Raw genomic sequence first — 20,855 nt, 5'->3', positions numbered from 1 at the left:
TCCTTAATCATCACTTTTGCTAACAATCCCAAGTTCTAAAATAAGCTCAACTTCTCCAACAGATAATTTAGTAGCTCTTGAAATTTCTAAGGCACTCCATCCCTGCCGCATAAGTTTAATAACAGAATCCCTAACTGTTGCATTATTAAGACCAATATTATCTTTATACTTAGATTCTGTTTTAACAAGAATACCAAGAGTCTTAATTCTCTCTTCAGCAGCAACATTTAAATTTTCTAATCTAGTTTCAGATTTTGCAACTTTTTCTCTTACATTTTGAATGTATCCTAATTTATCCTCAATCTCCAACAACATCTCTTTAAGATTTTGAACATTATTTAACGCTTCCTGTGATAAATCTTTATTGGCTAATAATTCTGACACAATGTCTTTTAATTCTCCAATATTATGTGTAAGTCCAGAACTTTCTTTAAATAACACATTCATTTTGCTTTCTATTTCACTTATTAAATCAAAATTTCTATCAACAGATTCTAGCGTAGACTTTAATATAGTATCCTTATTACCAATCCTATCATAATTATCAAGAATAGTATTTTGATCGTCCTTTATTTCCTTCAGTTTAGTTTTATAAATCTGAATCTCATCATAAGATTCTGTAAATTTCTTATACCTTTCTTTAAAAGAAGAATAAAAATCAAGGAATTCAACAAAATCCTTCTTAATTCCTTTAATATCCATTTGATGCGTCTTTAAATCATTAAATACTTCAATAATATCTGATGTTCTAATTTTAACATCTTCAATTTCTCTAGTAACACTTTCAAAATCACCCTTATATTTTTTTACAAGATCTATTTCATCTATTAAAGTTTTTCGTAAATCTTCTAATTTATTCTTAAAATGATAGACTTCCTTAATTAATTCATAATTTTTTTCGAGCTCTGCTTCAAGTCTTTCAAAATTTTCAATCTTAGTATTAATAACATTGTAACGACCATCAAGTTCTTTCATCAAATTAGTTTTATATGCAATTAAATTATTCTTGGTTTCACTTACAAAATTATTAAATTCATTATCATAGTTTAGAGCTTTAAGTTTAAGTTCTGATATATTTTCATCAACACTTTTAGTTATCAAATTATATCTATCCTTAAATTCAGTTTCTATATTACTAACTTGAATCTGCAAATTATTTTTCAAAGTTCTTATTTCTTCTTCTGAATAGTTTAAATTATCCTTAATTTCATTTTCAAAAGCACTATATTCTTCTTTCATAATACTAGAAAAAGAATCATAACTCTCTTTAATAGTACCCTCAATGTCAGATCTATACGTATTCACTTGCTCAGAAAGCTTTGAAACATCATTCTGTATCAATTTAATTTGAGATTCAAAGCTATCTTTACCATTCAAAAAATTATCCACAACACTTTGTTTTTCTCTCTCAATTTTAGAAGTTACTAAATCGTACTCATATTTCAATTTTTCATTAATCTCAAAAATTTTATCTTCAAGATCTTTTTGTTGACTTAAAAACTTAATCTCAATTTGTGTTGCAAGCTCTTCGGTACTCAAATTTATCTTTTCATTGATAGAACTAATCTTAAAATTCATGTTATTTTCAATATTTAAAACTTTACCTTGAACCTCATTTGAAATATTTTTTAAATTAAAATAAGTTCGATCTTCAAAATCCTTAATATCGGTATGCAAATTTTCAAAGGTTTCTTTAGTTTGTTGAGTTACATTACTTTTAACAATTGCTAAATCATTCTCAATAATATCAATATCATTCTTAATCTGATTTAAACTTTCTTTTGTAATACCCGATCTCTCTTCAAATTCTTTATAAGCATTCTTTTGCCAATTTAACATATCATCCTTAACTTTTACAAACCAAGAATCAACATTACTTTGACGATTATCTATAAGTCCAATAAATTCATCTACCCTATTTGTAAAATTGGTTTCCATCAAAACTATTTTACTCTCTATATCTCTTTTTTTAACATCAAACTCTTTACTAAATTCTAAATAAAAATTTTCCTTATTCAAAATAAATTTTTGTTCAATTTCTCTTCCAAAATCCTTGATAAGATTTTCTTTATCTTCCAGGTTTCTAATTATTTCCCTTTCTAAGTTTTCAATCCTTTGATCTGAAGATGTCACAAAATTCTCTAAAGAACTTCTTAAGTTATCACCTCTCTCCTTTAAGTCTCTAAAAAAATCTTCCTCCAGAAGTTTAAGATGAGATGAAACATTATGATATGAATCTTCTTTAAGTTTTAACACATCCCCTTCAATATTACTTAAATTTAATTTAAGTTTAGTAAGATTATCTAACTGTTCCTTAATATCTCTATCCATCTTTTCACTTGAATTTGCAAGTTTTAAATTTAACTCAGAAATAAACGTATTTAATTTATTTTCTACATCAAAATGCATACTTGAATATTTATTATCAATCTCAACATATTTATTTGATATTAACTCCTCAACCACATTAGTCTTATCATCTATCTTCCTATCTATAAGTGAATGTTTCTCATTATATTTGTCTTCAAGTTCAGCATATTTATTTGATATTAACTCTTCAACCACATTAGTCTTATCATCTATCTTCCTATCTATAAGTGAATATTTCTCATTATATTTGTCTTCAAGTTCAGCATATTTATTTGATATTAACTCTTCAACCACATTAGTCTTATCATCTATCTTCCTCTCTATAAGTGAATGCTTCTCATTATATTTGTCTTCAAGTTCAGCATATTTATTTGACATTAACTCTTCAACCACATTAGTCTTATCATCTATCTTCCTCTCTATAAGTGAATGTTTCTCATTATATTTGTCTTCAAGTTCAGCATATTTATTTGATATTAACTCTTCAACCACATTAGTCTTATCATCTATCTTCCTCTCTATAAGTGAATATTTCTCATTATATTTGTCTTCAAGTTCAGCATATTTATTTGATATTAACTCTTCAACCACATTAGTCTTATCATCTATCTTCCTCTCTATAAGTGAATGTTTCTCATTATATTTGTCTTCAAGTTCAGCATATTTATTTGATATTAACTCTTCAACCACATTAGTCTTATCATCTATCTTCCTCTCTATAAGTGAATGCTTCTCATTATATTTGTCTTCAAGTTCAGCATACTTCAAATCAAAAACTTTGTCGCAATCATTATTATATTTCTCCATTTTTTCTTTTAAATTTTGTTCTATAATTTCACAGTTATTTTCAATAGATTTAAGAACATCTATTTTTTTATTAATTCCATACTCATACTTTTCAATTTCATCATTAATTGCAGAGGTAACCTTCATCATATATGCATCAAATTGAATTTTCATTTCTTTTTCAATATCAAATTTCACAATATCAAATTGCTCATAAATGCTATTATTATTCTCTTCTATTTTTTTTCTTAAACCTTCTTCAAACTCTAAAATTTCTTTTGATCTTGCATCTACTATTTCAAAATTACGATCCATTTCAGCAATTTTTGCTCTTAAACGATCATCATTATCTGTAAGGATCTTATATATCTCATCTCTAATTCTTGAAATAGCCCCTTCACTCTCAACAAAAAACGTTGAATATCTCTCATCAAAATTATTCTCAACAATTTTAAATCTCTCTTTATAAAGCTCATTTAAAAATTCAGACTTATCCTCAATATTATTCTTAAGCTCATTTATCACTCCTATAAACCTTTCTTTTAATTGAATAACATCATTATCCATAACTTTTCTATAATCAATTGCCTCTTCACGTCTCATTTTATATTGATATTCAATTTCTCTAAGAAGTTCACCAATCCTTACCTCTTCTTTTTCTACTATATCCTTAATTCTAATTTCAAAGTTTTCAACTTGATATCTAGATATATCAAAAGATTCTTTAAATTTTTCTATATTTTCATCCATATTTTTACTAAGAACATCTATTTTATCTGTTAACCTTCTATTTACATTTTCTATTTCATATCCTATTTCATTTTCCAATTTATTAGCAAGAGTCTCTGAATACTCTCTAGAATCAGATATGACTTTACTATATTTTTCATTAATCTCTCTATTTAGATCATTAAATCTTGAATTAAGAGAATCAATAGTAATATCAATATTTGCTTGGAATGAAGCAATGTCTGTCCTTTTGTCCTTAAGCAAACTATCAACTTCCTTAACAAATTCTTCTGATTTATCTAAAACAATAGCAAATTTTTTAGACAAACTCTCTTCAAGTTCTTTAGTATCCGTATCAAAATGACTCATAATATTTTGTAAAAGCTCATCTGCATATACATTTCCTTGATTTCTAAATTCATCTATTTTTTCAAGATAATAACTCTCAAGTCCCTTAAAAGTAGTCTTTAGATCATTAATTTTTAATGCCATTTCTGAATCAATAGAATCTATATCCATCTTTCCTGAAGAGAGCACATTTTCAATATTAACTGATATCTCACTCAATTTATCTTGCCAAGTATTAAGTTTGCCATCTATTTCATTATCAAGCATATCTTTTTTACTCAAGATATCCTCCGAGATTTGAGTTAAAAAATCATCTATTTGTTTTTGATTATCCATCTTAATTGCAGCAATCTTTTGAACTCTTGTTTCAATAAATTCATCAAGATCTGATCTTAAATTGTTTAAAACATCTTCACATTCAATCTTAAAGTCCTTAAGACTATAATTAAGTTCCTCTATCTTGTTTTTAATCACTTCCTCTCTATTAGAAAAGTCATCATTAAAACCATTAAGCATCATAATAACCTTGTCATGAATTATTTCGGCTTGATTATCAATAAATTCTTTAATTCCCAATAAAACTTCTTCACTATTCTTACTTGACATATCCTTTAATTCTCTATATCTATCTAATACTGAACCTTCAAAAGTCTCTGTTTTAGATACAACATATTCAAGTCTCTCATTAACATCTTTTTCAAAAGAGTCGATTTTAGAAGAAGTTGACGATAATAATTCTTCACTCGAAATCTTAATATCAAGCAAAGATTTATTTAAAATAATAAGTTCATCTTTCCAGTTAGTATGCATATCCATTGCTTTTTTGTGAATATGTTCTGAGAGTTCATTAAAAATATTCTCACTAAGCTCTGTTCCCTTCATTCTTTGAGTCTCAATTAAATTTAAAAATTCTTCATTAGCTGAATTTAAATTAGATTTCACCTCTTTTAAATTAAGTTCAACTTCTTTTTGCCAATTTTCATATTGCAATTTATTAGCTTCCATTGCCCTTACAAAGTTGCCTATCTCTTCTCCATAGTGATTTTTTAAATTTAAAACCTCATTATCAATATCAGAATTGATACCATGTAATTTAGATTCAAAATTTCTTTTTAAAGTCTCAAAGTTTTGCTCTAACAAAACATTCAGCGAATTTATACCTTCATTTACCCTTTTACTAGTAGTTTCAAAATTTTGATAATCATAATCTGATTTTTCAGCAATATTACTAAATCTTTCATCACATTCAACAGTAAAATCATTAATACTACGCTCAAATTTATCTGCAATACCTTTATATTTACTCTCTAACTGAATTTCCAATTCATTACTTTTTAAATTTAAAGATTCCAAAAGCATTGCATACTTCGAATTAACATTTTCATGTAAATCTGAATATTCATTAACAAATTTTTCATTAAGCTCTTTAAGTTTTAAATATAAAACATTATCTAACTTGGAAACTTCATCTTGAATATTTGTATTAATATTTAAAAGTTTTAAATCTAAATCATTTCCAATATTATTCATTCTTGAAAATACATCTTCATTAAAACTATCAATATCCCCTTTAACTTTTTTCTTAAATTCAAGATATATATTATTCGAACCATCTTCAAGATCATCAAGTAAGCTCTTAACTCCACTCTGAACACTTTCTATTTTAGAATTGGCATCCTCCAAGCTATAATCTATTCTCTCTCTTATCTCTTTGTCAAATTGATTTATTTTACTATCATACTCCCTATAAATATCACCCACATTAGACTCAATTTGCACCCTAAATTGCTCTAAAATATCTGCAAATTGCTCTTCATATTGCCTCATTTCTTGTCTAATAGTTTCTTCAAGAGAATTCAATCTAGAATAAGTATTGTCCTTAAAAACAGAACTTAAAGACAATACCTCATTGTCTACTAATACCAATTTACCTTCAAGTTCATCTTTTATCCGATTAGAACGATCATCAACATATATAAAAACTTCATTAAACTTTCGCTGCAACTCTTCATTTAACTTAGTTAAAATAAAATCTTCCTTATCATTAATTTTAATTTTAGCCTGCTCTACAATAAGATCAAGAGAATTTTCAATCGATTTAGACTTAGACTCGTAAATATCAAAAGATTTTTCCATTCCTCTATTATAATTATCTATATTAGATTCAATTTTAAGCAAAAAGTCCTTAAACTCATTTTCAAGTTTTTCATTACCTTTATCCAAAAGGTCTCTCTTTTTTTCCTCAACCATTAATAAAGACTCTTGATAAGACATAAGATTTTTATCAAGATTATCCATTCTAACACTAAAATCTCTAATAGTATTATCAAATTTTTCCCAACTCTCAATCTTGATAGATTCAAGATTTTCCTTATTTGTTTTAGCAAATTTTTCAAAAATAGTATTTAATTTAGAATCAACAGAATCAATCTGAGTATTAAAATTTTTTAAAGTCTTTGCAAGTTTATCTACTACCTTGCCATCTACTTGAAGTCGTTGTATATTATCCTGCACTTTAAGAGCCATATCATCTAAATCTTTAAGCATAGAATCATGGTAAGCAATTTTTTTTTCAACTTCTGCAAAATCATCACTCTTATTTTTAATCTTTTGTTGAACTTCATCTATCTTTTTTATAATTTCTATACTAGAACGTTGATATGCTTCCATATCAACAGCAAGATTATTGATCTCTTTTGTCTTCTCATCAATAAAATCTTCAAGATTATCTTTAGCAAGATCAACAAATTTTTTAATCTTATCTAAAGCTCTTGAACGTCTATCATACTGCCTATAAATAAATAAAATTAAAAAAACCGTTAAAAGATTAACCAAAATGGTTACAAAATCTATCATAAAATCTTTTACCCATACTTATATATTTAAAAGTATATATCTTTGCAAGTCTTTATAATCACTAAAAATAAAATCACACTTCATATCTTTAAGTAATTTTTTCTTAGAAAGATAAGCTGTTTGCATACACAAGCTATTAGCTCCTAAAATATCATACTCATAAGAATTTCCAACATATAAAACATGCTTATTATCTAAACCTAGTTCATCTAAAATTCTTAAAAAAGCTACTTTATTTGGTTTTAAATAACCAGTATCTTCTGATGAATAGAGAATATCCCAAAAACTATCATCAATATTTAATAAATTACTTACACGGGTTGCAATCGGAAAATCTGACATTACTCCTAATTTTATTCCATTAGATTTAAGAGAATAAATCAAATCATGAACACCAGAATATGGTTTAATCTTCCTAAATTTATCACTAAAAGATGTACCATAATATATTTTATTCAATAAAAATTCACATTTATTTTCATTAAAACCTAAACGGTTGGCAAGCATATTAACTTGTCTAGAAACCAATTCATCTCTACTTGAAGGAACACTTTTCCCTCTCTGTAAAATCCTTATTTCTTTTCTTACCTTCTTAAAAGCCAAAAAAAATCTAATATTCTTTAAAAATTCAGGAAACATTATTAAATTAATACTTCTCTCAGGATAAAGAGTTCCGTCAAGATCAAATACTACAGCTTTTATCATAATATTTAATTCTTGATCCTTCTTGGTATTGAAACTACAGATATATGCTTAGGAACTTTGACTTTAACTAAATGAATATACGAATTTGGATATCTATCCTTCAATGACTTAATTGAAGTTTCATCATTAATTTCCATTAAAGATACTCTAAAAATAGAATTTTGATCAATAAAAGGAAACAAAACCACAATATGTTTATGAAAAATCTTGCCTGGAAATCCATCAATTGTCGTGTTAAGAGATCCTAAATATATATGACCGGGATCTTTTACAGCTAAATAATATAAAATAAACTCTAAATTATCAATCTCATATCCACGATTTTCAATATACTTTAAAAATCCAATATTATTTACATCAAACTCCTTAATCTTAGATAAATCCAAATTAACATTAACATTATGAAGCTTATATGCAATATTACGCGTCCAATCAAGCCCAAAAAAAGGATCCCTACTAAATTCATGATATTTTGTAAAAGCATTACCTCTAACCCCAATATGCCTCACTTTCAGATCCTTTATTTTCAACAGTTTTTCTGTTTTTACCTTATAAATTGAATCTGCAACCCACTTACTAAATCCAGAACAATTAAATCCTATAGGCTCTCTTTGAGGTTCACCCGTTTTAATATATACCATCTCTCCAAACTCATTCATCGCCCCATCATGTACTTCAAACATTAAAGGAGAAATTTTTAAAAATGACTTCAGACTATCAACCATATTAGAAACATTATCATAAACTTCAAGATATTTAGGATTAAAAAGCTCAAAATCAATAAAATTATCAATATATCTAACTACTTCTATAAAAGAACCAGTAGCAATATCACTAATTTTAAAAGGCAATTTAATATCTTTATGAATCAAAGTATTAATTAAATAAAAATCAGCATTAGAATGCACATCACCTGCTTTTATTCTAATAAAAGTATCTGATCTATTTAGAAAAAATATTTTCACTTGTTCAATGCCATGTTTTCCAACTTTAATTACATAAGAACCTGGAAAAATATAAGATACGCCATTTTTTCGATTAAAAAAAGAATAGTAAACATAATCTCCCACTATTGAATTTGACACTTCAATATAATAATTATCTAAAATATGATATTTTGTTGTCTCTATCTTAATAGCATCATCACTTGAACTAAAATAGTTTGAATAACTTGATCTAACACTAAAATCATAGAAAAAATTTTCAAATGCAAAAAGACCTAGATTCCCAACCATTAAAAATAAAAATATATATCTCACTTTAATTCTCTTGTTTTCTCTCTAAGTTCTATTAAAATTGGAACATTATAGTAACCAATTTTACGAATATTATTTACTAAATAATTATAATAAGAATTCGGAAAATTGGTTATCTTATTTGCAAATAAAATAAACTTAATAGGATTAACACTAATCTGAGTTATATATTTAACTTTATATGAAGAATTCAAATGATAATCCTTAACCCACAAATTTAACATCTTATTTAAATCAGAAGTATTTATTTTAAGATCAAGTTGCTCTTTTAATTTAATTGTCTCCTTAAACAGATTATCTAACCCCATTCTATTATGAACAGATATTTTTAATATAGGAGAAAAATTTAAAACTGGAAAGAAAAATTTAACACGATTCTTTACAGCCTCAAAATAACCGCTTCTATATTTTACAAGATCCCATTTTGTAAATACAATAATAATTCCTTTACCCCGCTTAGCTGCATAATGAGCAATTTTTTTATCTTGAGATGTTAAATCTTCATTAACATCAACTAATAAAAAGACAACATCCACCATATCAATTACTCTTAAAGCCCTACTTACAGAATAATGTTCAATAATTTCATTTATTCTTGCACGTCTTCTTATTCCAGCCGTGTCAATAAGTTCAAATGTCTTAGAATTCCTCTGAAATTTTGCTTTAATAAAATCTCTTGTGGTACCAGCCATAGAAGACACAATAGAAACTTCATCTCCTGACAAAAAATTAACAAGAGTAGACTTTCCTGAATTTGGCTTACCTATAATACCAATTTTAACATCAATATGCTCATCATCTGATAATTTACCTACTGAATCTCTTAAAAAAATCCTTAAATCATTAATTCCCTTTCCATGAGTTGCACTAACTAAAAAACTCTTTCTAAAACCCAATTTTTGAAATTCATAAGCTAAAACTTCCTTATGACTACTATCCACTTTATTTAATATTAAAACTACTTTATCACTATATTTCCTCAATCTATCAATAAGTTCATAATCTTCTAACAATATCTCATTCACATCTAAAACAAGTAAAATTAAATCCACACTATCAAGCAATCCTATAACTTTATTAACCACAACCTGACTAAGTTCATCCTTTAAAAGGGTAAATCCACCAGCATCAATCAAATAAAACTTATAAGAATTTATTTTACAGATTTCTCTTACTAAATCTCTAGTCACTCCATAAACTTCATTCGTAATACTTCTATTTGAACTTAAAAGTTTATTAAACAAAGTAGACTTGCCAACATTTGGTCTGCCAACAATAAGAACACTGCTATAATTTTGAATTTTAGAACCAATCAAAGTCAATCTACCTCTTCCTTTATGTGGACATTTATATTATAATAGCAAATATTATAGCTTTATGCCAATTACAAGCGGATATTCAATTGATAAGAAAAAAAAAGAACAACAGGCGCAAAACAAGCAGCTTTAATCAAGTAGATATGTTTTTAGTATTATTTGCCATATTTTTAACAGCAATATGCTTATTGCTAATAATTAAAAGTTCACTACTTAACAATATATTCAACAATGAACAAATTAACAACAATTTTGAACTTCTCAAAGCAAAACCTAAGGAAATAGAAGTAAAGATAGACAATACAAAAAGCGAAACTATAAAAATACTTAATAATGAAAAATTTTTAATAAAACCACCCGAAATAAAAAAAATCAAAGAAGAGCTTCAAGAGCAAGAACACAAACATTTACAAAATCAAAAAGAAGTTAAACTACACTTTATTAAAGTCACTTCTGAAGGACATTTCTTAAAACAAGGTGTCAAAAGAAATATTCATTACGATAAAAATATTCTTGAGAAAACATTAAAAGCACTATTTAATGGACCAAATGAATATGAACTTAAAAATAATTTTCTAAGCCTAATTCCTATTAACACTCAAATATTAAATTTGAGTGTTAATGAGGGTATTGCTCATATTAATTTATCAAAGGAATTTTATGAAAATAGTTTTGGAATAGAAGGAATAATTAACCAAGTAAAACAAATTATTTCAACATGTCTTGAAATTCAAGGTATCAAAGGAATAACTTTAAGCATTGAAAACAATCCAATAATACTTGAAGATCTAAATTTAAACTTTTCAGGAGTACTAGATAATACAAAACTTGCTAAATATTAAAAATCAATATCATCAAGAAATGCCAATGATTGCATCAAATTCACTCCACTATTTTTAGAAACTAAAAACATAAATTCTTGATTTCCTTTGCGACCTTTAGTTGTAAGTTTTAATATGCCCTTAATTTGTAAATAATTATCATAAAACTTTTTAATAACCTTATTTAGTATTTCATTTAAATATTTATGTTCAACTATACCATTAAAATCCCTAATATTTAAATCTAAATCTTTAAGCTCAAATTGAGGCTTAACAAGCGCAATAATAAGTTTATCAGAAAGCTTATCAATTAAATTTGCACATATGCTAATCACAGATCTAAAAGACACATCAATAACGGCTAAATTAGGTTGAATGTCAAATTTTTTAATATTAAAAATATTAGTTTTCTCAAAAACTTTAACTCTTGGATCAATTCTTAATTTATAAGAAAGTTGATTCAATCCAACATCAACTGCATAAATTAATTTTGCACCTTCCTGCAAAAGACAATCCGTAAAACCACCGGTTGAAGCACCAACATCAACACAAATTTTATCTTTAACCACAATTTTAAATATCTCTAAAGCTTCAAAAAGTTTATCTCCCCCTCTTGAAACAAACTGTTTAGATTTGCTCTCAACCAGCTCTATCTTACTATTTTTTAATACTAAAACTTTAGGATTTTTTTCCTTGTGAGAATTAACATATACTCTACCTGTTACAATTAAGATTCTCAATTCATCTCTTGTTAAACTTGGATAATTCCTACAAAGAACATTAAGCAAGCTATTTTTGTATTCTCTCAATTTTCAAAGCACGTCCTGTGTATAAATGAGAAGTAATAACAACTCCCTGTATAATCACATCTTCCTCAACAGTTTCTGTTCGCAAAGAAATATATTCAAGTAACCCTTTAAGAGAAATTTCAGGGTTAAAGCCTATTACAGAATTTAAACTACCAGTCATACCAAGATCAGTAATATAAGCAGTACCCTTATCCAAGATTCTCTCATCGCAAGTCATTATATGTGTATGAGTACCAACAACTCCCGTTACCAATCCATTTAAAAAATATCCAAAACTTTCCTTTTCATAATTACTCTCAGCATGAAAATCAACAAAAATCGTCTTAACCTTATTCTTAATCATATTTATAACTTTTTTTACATTTTCAAAAGGATTTTTCACAATAAAAGTCATTCCCAAAAATCCTTGAATATTTATAACAGCAACTTTTTCACCCTTGACATTTAAAATGCAATGACCATGTCCTTCAAGTAAATCTGAAAAATTATTTGGCCTTAATATATATTCCTGTTTATTTAAATACTCCCTTATACTCGGATCAGCATAAATGTGATTACCCGTAGTAATCACATTCACACCTGTTTTAAAAAGATTTTCAGCTATCTCTGGAGTAATCCCAAAACCACCAGAAGAATTTTCTCCATTAACAATTGTCAAATCTATATTATACTTATCCTTAAGACTCTTAAGATGGAAGAAAATCTTCTTAAGTCCTCCATTGCCTACAATATCTCCAACTATTAAAGTCCTAATAACATCACTATCTTGCATATTCAATAACCCGGGTCTCACGAATAATAGTAACTTTTATCTTTCCAGGATATCGCATTTCAACTTCTATCTTCTTTGCAATATCTCTTGCAAGCATAGTAGCTTTCTCATCATTAACCAACAAATTGTCAACAATGATTCTAACTTCACGACCCGCCTGAATTGCATAACATTTTTGAACACCTGCAAATCCATAAGCAATCTCTTCAAGTCTCTTAAGTCTTGTTATATAATTATTTAAACTCTCACGTCTTGCACCAGGACGCGATGCAGAAATAGCATCGGCTATTTGAACAACTATAGCCTCAAAGCTCTCAGGTTTTATTTCATTATGATGTGCAGCAATAGCATTAACAACAATATCACTCTCACCACAGCTCTGAGCAAGTTCAGCACCTGTAATAGCATGTCCCTCACTATTCTCAGAAATACTTTCCATTCCTTTTCCAATATCATGCAAAAGACATGCCCTTTTGACAACAACAGGATCCAACTTCATCTCTTTAGCTAAAATTTCTCCAATTATAGCTGTTTCTTTTGAATGACTTAAAACATTCTGACCATAACTGCTTCTAAAATAAAGCCTTCCAAGACCTCTAATCAGTCTTTTATCAAATCCATGTATATTTAAATCAAATACTGCCCTTTCACCTTCCTCAAGAATAATATTGTTAATCTCATTAGTAACACTATAAACAATCTCCTCAATTCTTGCAGGGTGAATTCTCCCATCTGAAATCAGCCTCTCAAGAGTTCTTTTTGCTACTTCTTTTCTTACTGGATCAAAACAAGATATCACAACAGCCTCTGGAGTATCATCAATAATAATATCTGCACCTATTAATGTTTCAAGAACCCTAATATTACGCCCTTCTTTACCAATGATTCTACCTTTCATCTCATCATTAGGAAGTTCAACAGAAGTTACTGTAAACTCAGAACTAACTTCTGTTACTATGCGTTGCATAGTAGACACTAATATATCTTTAGCCACTTTATCTGCTAAGAGCTGAGCCTCTTGTTCAGACTTATTAATAATAATTTGAGCATCCCTTTTAGATTCATTTTCAACCTTTTCAATTACAATCTTTCTTGCTTCATCTTTTGTAAGACCAGCAATATTTTCAATTTTTTTAACAAGAGATAATTCCTTCTCACGTATTATTTTTTCTTTCTGTTCAAATTCTTTAAGTTTAAAATCAATTCTACTTTGCTGTTTATCAAGGGCTGCTATTCTTTTATCTAAGGTTTCTTCCCTCTGTAATAACCTTTTTTCTAAATTAAAAACCTCATTTTTTCTCTCTCTTATTTCCCTATCTTGCTGGTTTTTATCTTTAAGCATCTGAGCTTTTGCATGTGAAATAACTCGTTTTCTTTCATTTTCTATTTCTAAGATTGCTTCTTCTTGTACCTTCTTTAGTTTTTTATCTAAATTTAATAAAGAAAATCTACCTAAAATAATTCTTATTATAAAACCTAATATAACACCTAGGACACCAGCAAGAATAGAAGAAAAAGTAATATATGACATACAATTACCCCCCTATTCCAACAAACAAATAAGTATAAACCCTTTAAAAGGATTAACTTAATATGTAAAGAATATTACTTTTCTCCTAAGGTTTTATCCACTAGTTCCAGAATTGCCATTTCAGCTGCATCTCCATACCTTTGTCCTAGCTTAATAACCCTAGTATAACCACCCTTTCTTTCTTTAAAGATAGGGGAAATTTTAGTAAATAATTTATTAAGGATATACTTATCATGTATAAATTTTGATATTTCTCTCCTATTATGCACGCTATCAACTTTGGCTCTCGTAATTAACTTCTCAGCAAATCTTCTAACTTCACTTAATTTTGCCTTAGTAGAAGTTATTCTCTCATGCCTAAAAAGAGAAATTACCATATTTTTTAAAAGCGCCTTTCTATGACTTGATTTTCTATCTAATCTATTAAATCCTACCTTAGTCTTCATATAAAAATGATCTCCCTTTTAATGAGATATTTTATCGTGTTTACTTAATACTTTAAGAGCTTCTACCTTAGACATTCCCAAAAATAACCCATAAGCATTAAGCTTTTCAACTATCTCTTCTAAACTCTTTTTTCCAAAATTTCTTGCCTTTGAAAGCTCTACAGGACTTTTGCTAATAAGTTCCCCTAAAGTCTTAACATTTTCCTTAATTAAACAGTTAAGAGATCTAACAGACAAATTTAATTTTTCAACATTCATACTAAGTATGTCAGAATCTCTAAATTCAGCATAATCAACAGAATGAATAACTTTATCTTCAAAATTAACTAATGGAAGTAAAAACTCTCTTACTACAGAAGCTGCCTTTTTAATTGCATCCTTAGCACTAATTACACCTGTTGTCCAAATTTCCATAACAAGTTTATCATAATCAGATCTCTGTCCAACTCTAGTATCCTCAACAGAATATGTTACTTTTTCTATTGGAGAGAATATAGAATCAAGAGCAATAGTATTAACTTCTTCTAAATATTTTGCATTTTGTTCAGAAGAAACATATCCTCTTCCATAATTAACTTGAAATTCAAAATCTAAATTTGCATCACTTGAAAGTGTGGCAATAACTAAATCTTTATTAAAAACTTCAACACCTTCTCTCTCAAGATGACCTGCTTTTAAAACATTATTATCCTTCCCATTAACAGAAAGATTTATTGTTGTATTTGTAACTCCTTCATCCAACTTTAAATGAACATTTTTAATATTAGCAATTACTTCAAGAGTATCTTCCATAACTCCAGGGATTAAATCAAATTCACTTGAAACAATCTTTAAAGACTCTTCTTGATTAGATTGAATTCTCATAGCCGAAATAGCATATCCCTCAATAGAAGACAATAATACACGTCTTAAAGTATTTCCAATAGTAACACCAAAACCTTTCTCAAAAGGATATATTATAAATTTTCCATAAGAGCCATCATCCTCTCCCCTCACAAATTCAATCCTATCAGGTATAGTAAAATCTTTTAAAAGCTTTCCTAAAGACATTAATAGCTCCTCTAACTAAACTCGTCTGGTTTTTTTGGGTCTACACCCATTATGTGGTATTGGAGTAACATCTGAGATTGACTTAACAATGATACCTGATGATCCAACAGCTCGTATGGCAGATTCTCTACCAATTCCTGGACCTTTAACAAAAACATGAACATAATTAATACCAAAATCCTTTACCTTTCCTAAAGCTGCCTCTGCTGTCATTTGAGCAGCATAAGGGGTTGACTTTTTAGCACCTTTAAAGCCCATTCCACCTGCACTTGCCCAAGCTAAAGTATTTCCTCTTATGTCTGACACAGTTACAATTGTATTATTAAAAGTAGCCTGTATATAAACATTACCCTCACCAATACTTCTTTTTACCTTTCTTTTATTAGTTGATACTTTCGCACTCAAATTTCTCCCTCCTCCATCAATAAAACAACCTTATTTAGCGGCTATCTTTTTATTAGCCACAGTTTTTCTCTTTCCTTTCCTAGTTCTTGCATTAGTTTTGGTTCTCTGACCTCTTAAGGGCAACCCTTTTCTATGCCGAAGTCCTCTATAACATGCAATATCCATAAGCCTTTTAATAGACATAGCTAATTCACTTCTAAGCTTTCCCTCAACAACATAGTCACTCTCAATTATCTTTCTAAGCTTATTAACTTCTTCATTGTCTAAATCTTTAGCTCTCTTTTCTGGCAAAATACCTGTTTTTTTGCAAATTTCTAAAGCTCTAGATCTTCCTATTCCATAGATAGAAGTAAGAGCAATTTGAAGTTGCTTATTATTTGGCAAATCTATTCCTGCTATTCTAGCCATTTTTTCCCCTTATTTTTGTCTTTGCTTATGTTTAAGATTATCACAAATAATTCTTAAAACACCTTTCCTCTTTATTACTTTACATTTTTCACAAATTGGCTTGACACTAACCCTAACTTTCATAAATCACTCCTAAATTTTCTGTAAAAATGCATATTTTTTACCAGGCCCACGTGACAATCCTTGAGTCTTTAAATATGCATCAATCTGAATTAATGTATCAAGCGCTACTCCTACCATGATAAGCAACGAAGAACTACCCATAATTCTTGAGACATCATAAGGAAATCTAAAAATATTTTGCACTAAAAAAGGAATAATTGCAATCATGGATAAAAAAATAGAGCCTGAGAATAATGTTCTATTCATAATTTTATCCAAATAAGCTTCCATCTCATCTGCCTTGATACCCGGAATAGTACCACCATTCTTTAGAATATTATTACTTATATCTTTTGGACTTAATTGTATTTTGGAATAAAAATATGTAAATCCTATTATTAAACATACGTTCAACAACGTATAATAAAGCCCATTAGGTCTTAAATAAGATAAAATTTGTCTTGATAGAACAGAAGTACCAGCAAATCCACTTAAAATTTGCAAAGGTAAAGTAATAAGTACAGATGCAAAAATAACAGGCAAAACACCTGAAGGATTAAGCTTAATTGGCAAATATGAACTAACAGTATTTTTTGAATTTGCCCTCGCATAATGAATAGAAATACGTCTTTGTGCTTTGTATTCATATATAATTAATATAACAACCAAAATAAAAATACTTAACACTAATATTACAAAAACAGGATTGATATTTTGAGATGGATCTCTCATACTTTGAAATAAATTAAACAAAGCTGCCTGCAATCTCACTACTATCCCTGAGAATATTATTAAAGACACACCATTTCCAATTCCTCTCTGATTAATTTGTTCTCCAAGCCATAAAAGAACAAAAGTACCAGTAGTAACTGTTAAAATAGCAACAAAAATATATCTATAAAAAGGTATATTCAATGCCCCTGGAATACTCTTAGCATAAAGACTAGTAGCATATCCTTGAGCCATTGCTGCAACAATAGTTAAATATTTCGTATATTTTTTTATTTTCTTCCGTCCATTATCCCCTTCTTGCATTTTTTTTAAAGAAGGGAAAGAATAAACAAGAAGTTGGATAATAATTGATGCTGAAATATAAGGACCTATGCTAAGCATAAATATGGAAAAATTACTAAAAGCACCACCTGAGAAAAAATCAAAATAATTAGTAATTGAAAAATCCGATTGAGATTTAAAATAACTTCTAAGAGCCACAGGATCTATTCCTGGAATTGGCAAATATGAACCCACTCTAAAAATAAAAAGAATAAATAGAGTAAATAAAAATTTGCTCCTTAAATCTTTAATCGTCAATAAATTTAAAAACAAACCTTTCATTTCATTACCATTCTAGATCAATTTTATACTGCAGCCAATTTTTGTTGCCAACTCTTCAGCAAATTTTGAAATACGAGAAATTTCAAAATTTACCTTTTTAGTAAGTTCACCATTAGCTAAAATCTTAATATTTTTTTTATTTTTATTTACAAGCCCTTTTTGAAATAAAGTATCATAATTTACTAAATCACCGGTTTCAAACTTTCTATCTATATCACCAAGTCCTACAACCTCATATCTTATCTTATAATCATGATTAGAAAAGCCTCGCCTTGGCAGTCTTCTATAAAGAGGAGTTTGACCTCCTTCAAAGCCAATTCTTGGTGAACTATTTCTAGCTTTTTGTCCTTTCTGTCCTCTACCAGAAGTTTTACCAAGACCAGATCCTTGACCTCTACCAACAATTTTTTTAGATTTATTAGCCCCTAAAGGTCTCTTTAGCTTAATCATCTGTCACCTCACTTATAAAAACCATGCTAATTACACTATTAAGCATTCCCTGAAGAGATTTATTTAAAATATGAATTCTTTTATCTCCTATTCTCTTTAGACCTAAAGCCTTTAATGTCTTCACTTTACTATCCGATTTTCCAATAAGACTTCTCCTAAGTTCAACTTCAACCTTAATATCACTCTTAGCAATAACTTCTCTATTATATTCCATTCTTTTAATAAAAGCCTTATTTTTAAATCTAGACCTTGCAGCTTTAAATCTAATTTTCTTAAGCTGAAGTCGCAATTTTCTCTTAATCATATATTAACTCCATAACGTTCTTAAAGTCTTACCTCTTATATGAGCTATTTTCCTAGCATCTAACACTAACTCAAATGCTTTAAAAGTTGCTTTTACTACATTCATAGAATTATTTGAACCAAGAGATTTACTTAAAATATCATGTACTCCCAAAGCTTCCATGACAGCACGAACAGGCCCACCCGCAATAATACCAGTACCTTGAGTTGCAGGCTTAATTAAAACCTTAGCCTTCTTAAAATTCCCAATGACCATATTAGGAAGAGTACCTTTTTTAATAGGAACGGTTTTTAAATTCTTCCTAGCATTCGTTAAACTTTTTTTTATTGCATCACTAGCATCATTAGCCTTTCCAAAACCCCAGCCAACCTTACCCTCACCATCACCAACAACCATAAATGCAGAAAAAGAAAATCTTCTCCCACCCTTTACAACTTTAGTAACTCTATTTAGTGATATTAATTTTTCTATTTGCTTTTTATGAACTTGAGATTCCACTATAATTCCCCCTAAACATCAATACCAGCTTCACGCAAAGCAGTTGCAAAACCTGCAATAAGCCCATGATATTTATAACCATTTCTATCGAATATAAGCTTACTGATATTTTTATCTTTTAGTCTTTTTGCAAGAACTTCACCTAGTTTCTTTACATCACTAATATTTTTGTTCAAACTAAGCTCCTTTTCAATAGTAGAAACACTTGCAAGAGTATGACCTACTATATCATCAATGACTTGAGCATAAAAATATTTATTAGATTTGAAAATTGTAACTCTAGGTCTCTCTGCGACACCAAATCCAATTCTATCTCTTATTCTTTTTTTACGCTTTATATTTCTTTTTTCAGCTTCTTTCACTTTTTTCATAAAAATTCACCTAAAACCTACTTCTTTACTCCTGATTTTCCTACTTTTCGTCTGATTACTTCATTATCATATTTAATTCCCTTACCTTTATAAGGCTCTGGAACTTTTAAGCTTCTAATCTCTGCAGCAACCTGGCCAACCCTACATTTATCTATACCTTCAACAGCAATTTTAGTATTACCATCAAGGCGAATATTAATTCCTTCAGGAATTACATATTCAAACTGAGTTGAGTATCCCAAATTAAAAAATAGACTATTACCTTGTTGTTCAACCCTATATCCTATACCATTAATAGTAAGAGATTTTGAAAACCCATCTGATACTCCCTTAACCATATTAAAAATCAAGCTTCTATAAAGTCCATGAAAAGCTCTTGTCTGTTTATCATTAAAAGCTCTCTCAACAATAATATTGTTGTCTTCAATTTTAACCCGAATGCTACTATTTATCTCTTGACTTAATTTACCCCTTTTACCTTCAACTGTTATAAAATTATCCTTAATATCAACTTTAACAGAATCAGCGATCTTTATAGGAAGTTTACCAATACGTGACATATTTACCTACCTCTTAACCTTACCAAACTGAGCAGATTAGCTCACCACCTACTTTATTATCTTTGGCTTGCTTGCCAGTAATAACACCTTTTGAAGACGACACTATTAATATGCCATATCCATTTTTGATTCTTGGCATATTTTTGTATGAAGAATAAACTTTTCTCCCAGGAGTTGAAATAGCATCTATTCTATTTATAGCCGGATTTCTCTTACCATCATAATTCAACATTGCCTTAATAAAAGGAATACCTTTTTTATCAAAAATATTATAATTTTTAATATATCCTTCTTCCTTAAGAATATCTAATATAGACCTATTTATTTTAGACATCTTTAAATCTACAGACTCATGTTTCACCCTGCTCGCATTTCTTATCTTAGTTAACATATCTCCCACTGAATGTGTAACAGCCATAAATTCTCCTTACCAACTTGACTTTGAGACACCAGGAATCAATCCTGCAGATGCATGATTCCTAAAACATATACGACACATACTAAAATCTCTCATATAGCCCTTAGGACGTCCACATAACTTACACCTATTTTTTTGTCTCGTTTTATATTTTGGCTTTCGTAAGGCCTTAACTATCATTGATTTTTTAGCCATAAATAAAAACTCCT

At 28.5% G+C, this 20,855-nt stretch carries 21 protein-coding genes; 1 reads left to right on the top strand and 20 read right to left on the bottom strand.

Annotated elements, in window-relative coordinates; genetic code table 11:
* Positions 1 to 3: 3 nt before the first annotated feature.
* From BDU_RS02555 to der, 4 genes are read right to left on the bottom strand one after another with little or no spacing between them, the layout of a single operon-like run.
* Positions 4 to 7,089 (bottom strand): SpiroCoCo family coiled-coil protein, encoded by a 7,086-nt coding sequence (locus BDU_RS02555; protein ID WP_012538264.1) that lies wholly within the window; start codon positions 7,087 to 7,089, stop codon positions 4 to 6.
* Positions 7,090 to 7,107: 18 nt separating this feature from the next.
* A complete protein-coding gene (locus BDU_RS02550) occupies positions 7,108 to 7,794 on the bottom strand; it encodes an HAD family hydrolase (protein WP_012538263.1) in 687 nt (228 codons plus the stop codon).
* A gap of 5 nt (positions 7,795 to 7,799) precedes the next feature.
* Positions 7,800 to 9,053: a hypothetical protein gene (locus BDU_RS02545; protein ID WP_012538262.1), complete on the bottom strand. Its 1,254-nt coding sequence runs from the start codon at positions 9,051 to 9,053 to the stop codon at positions 7,800 to 7,802.
* On the bottom strand, positions 9,050 to 10,351 hold the full coding sequence (gene der, locus BDU_RS02540) for a ribosome biogenesis GTPase Der (protein ID WP_041177783.1): 1,302 nt from the start codon (positions 10,349 to 10,351) through the stop codon (positions 9,050 to 9,052). Before der ends, BDU_RS02545 begins: the two co-directional genes overlap by 4 nt.
* Before the next feature lie 158 nt (positions 10,352 to 10,509).
* Between der and BDU_RS02535 the strand changes: the two genes are divergently transcribed.
* The gene (locus BDU_RS02535; protein WP_049752256.1) at positions 10,510 to 11,208 is read left to right on the top strand and encodes a GerMN domain-containing protein; all 699 of its coding nucleotides are present in this window, start codon (positions 10,510 to 10,512) and stop codon (positions 11,206 to 11,208) included.
* Here the strand turns inward: BDU_RS02535 and BDU_RS02530 are convergent.
* From BDU_RS02530 to BDU_RS02455, 16 genes are all read right to left on the bottom strand, one after another.
* Entirely contained in the window at positions 11,205 to 11,996 is a 792-nt protein-coding gene (locus BDU_RS02530; protein ID WP_012538259.1) for a TlyA family RNA methyltransferase, read from the bottom strand. The two genes, BDU_RS02535 and BDU_RS02530, sit on opposite strands and share 4 nt — an antisense overlap.
* Complete coding sequence (locus BDU_RS02525; RefSeq protein ID WP_038366789.1) at positions 11,977 to 12,768, bottom strand: TIGR00282 family metallophosphoesterase; 792 nt, start codon at positions 12,766 to 12,768, stop codon at positions 11,977 to 11,979. Before BDU_RS02525 ends, BDU_RS02530 begins: the two co-directional genes overlap by 20 nt.
* Positions 12,758 to 14,299, bottom strand: a complete 1,542-nt coding sequence (gene rny, locus BDU_RS02520) for a ribonuclease Y (RefSeq protein ID WP_012538257.1) — start codon at positions 14,297 to 14,299, stop codon at positions 12,758 to 12,760. Before rny ends, BDU_RS02525 begins: the two co-directional genes overlap by 11 nt.
* A gap of 74 nt (positions 14,300 to 14,373) precedes the next feature.
* Entirely contained in the window at positions 14,374 to 14,745 is a 372-nt protein-coding gene (gene rplQ, locus BDU_RS02515) for a 50S ribosomal protein L17 (protein WP_012538256.1), read from the bottom strand.
* Positions 14,746 to 14,763: 18 nt separating this feature from the next.
* Positions 14,764 to 15,795 (bottom strand): DNA-directed RNA polymerase subunit alpha, encoded by a 1,032-nt coding sequence (locus BDU_RS02510; RefSeq protein WP_012538255.1) that lies wholly within the window; start codon positions 15,793 to 15,795, stop codon positions 14,764 to 14,766.
* A 15-nt stretch (positions 15,796 to 15,810) separates the two neighbouring features.
* On the bottom strand, positions 15,811 to 16,200 hold the full coding sequence (rpsK, locus tag BDU_RS02505) for a 30S ribosomal protein S11 (RefSeq protein WP_012538254.1): 390 nt from the start codon (positions 16,198 to 16,200) through the stop codon (positions 15,811 to 15,813).
* Between the two features lie 30 nt (positions 16,201 to 16,230).
* On the bottom strand, positions 16,231 to 16,608 hold the full coding sequence (gene rpsM / locus BDU_RS02500; protein ID WP_012538253.1) for a 30S ribosomal protein S13: 378 nt from the start codon (positions 16,606 to 16,608) through the stop codon (positions 16,231 to 16,233).
* 9 nt (positions 16,609 to 16,617) lie between these two features.
* Complete coding sequence (rpmJ, locus tag BDU_RS02495; protein WP_002557090.1) at positions 16,618 to 16,731, bottom strand: 50S ribosomal protein L36; 114 nt, start codon at positions 16,729 to 16,731, stop codon at positions 16,618 to 16,620.
* A 9-nt stretch (positions 16,732 to 16,740) separates the two neighbouring features.
* Positions 16,741 to 18,045 carry a preprotein translocase subunit SecY gene (gene secY, locus BDU_RS02490; RefSeq protein ID WP_012538252.1) on the bottom strand — a complete coding sequence of 435 codons (1,305 nt, stop codon included), beginning with the start codon at positions 18,043 to 18,045 and terminating at the stop codon, positions 16,741 to 16,743.
* Positions 18,046 to 18,057: 12 nt separating this feature from the next.
* Positions 18,058 to 18,495, bottom strand: coding sequence for a 50S ribosomal protein L15 (gene rplO / locus BDU_RS02485; protein WP_012538251.1), 438 nt, complete (start codon positions 18,493 to 18,495; stop codon positions 18,058 to 18,060).
* The gene (rpmD, locus tag BDU_RS02480) at positions 18,488 to 18,799 is read right to left on the bottom strand and encodes a 50S ribosomal protein L30 (protein WP_012538250.1); all 312 of its coding nucleotides are present in this window, start codon (positions 18,797 to 18,799) and stop codon (positions 18,488 to 18,490) included. The genes rplO and rpmD overlap by 8 nt, the downstream gene beginning before the upstream one ends.
* Before the next feature lie 3 nt (positions 18,800 to 18,802).
* The gene (gene rpsE / locus BDU_RS02475) at positions 18,803 to 19,297 is read right to left on the bottom strand and encodes a 30S ribosomal protein S5 (RefSeq protein WP_012538249.1); all 495 of its coding nucleotides are present in this window, start codon (positions 19,295 to 19,297) and stop codon (positions 18,803 to 18,805) included.
* An 11-nt stretch (positions 19,298 to 19,308) separates the two neighbouring features.
* Entirely contained in the window at positions 19,309 to 19,668 is a 360-nt protein-coding gene (gene rplR / locus BDU_RS02470) for a 50S ribosomal protein L18 (protein WP_012538248.1), read from the bottom strand.
* A gap of 17 nt (positions 19,669 to 19,685) precedes the next feature.
* A complete protein-coding gene (gene rplF / locus BDU_RS02465; protein WP_012538247.1) occupies positions 19,686 to 20,228 on the bottom strand; it encodes a 50S ribosomal protein L6 in 543 nt (180 codons plus the stop codon).
* Between the two features lie 19 nt (positions 20,229 to 20,247).
* Positions 20,248 to 20,646 (bottom strand): 30S ribosomal protein S8, encoded by a 399-nt coding sequence (rpsH, locus tag BDU_RS02460; RefSeq protein WP_012538246.1) that lies wholly within the window; start codon positions 20,644 to 20,646, stop codon positions 20,248 to 20,250.
* A gap of 9 nt (positions 20,647 to 20,655) precedes the next feature.
* On the bottom strand, positions 20,656 to 20,841 hold the full coding sequence (locus tag BDU_RS02455) for a type Z 30S ribosomal protein S14 (protein WP_012538245.1): 186 nt from the start codon (positions 20,839 to 20,841) through the stop codon (positions 20,656 to 20,658).
* Positions 20,842 to 20,855 lie beyond the last annotated feature (14 nt).

Source organism: Borrelia duttonii Ly (assembly GCF_000019685.1).
GTDB lineage: Bacteria > Spirochaetota > Spirochaetia > Borreliales > Borreliaceae > Borrelia > Borrelia duttonii.
Note: the sequence above shows the minus strand (reverse complement) of the source record. Positions and strands in the feature narration are given on the sequence as shown.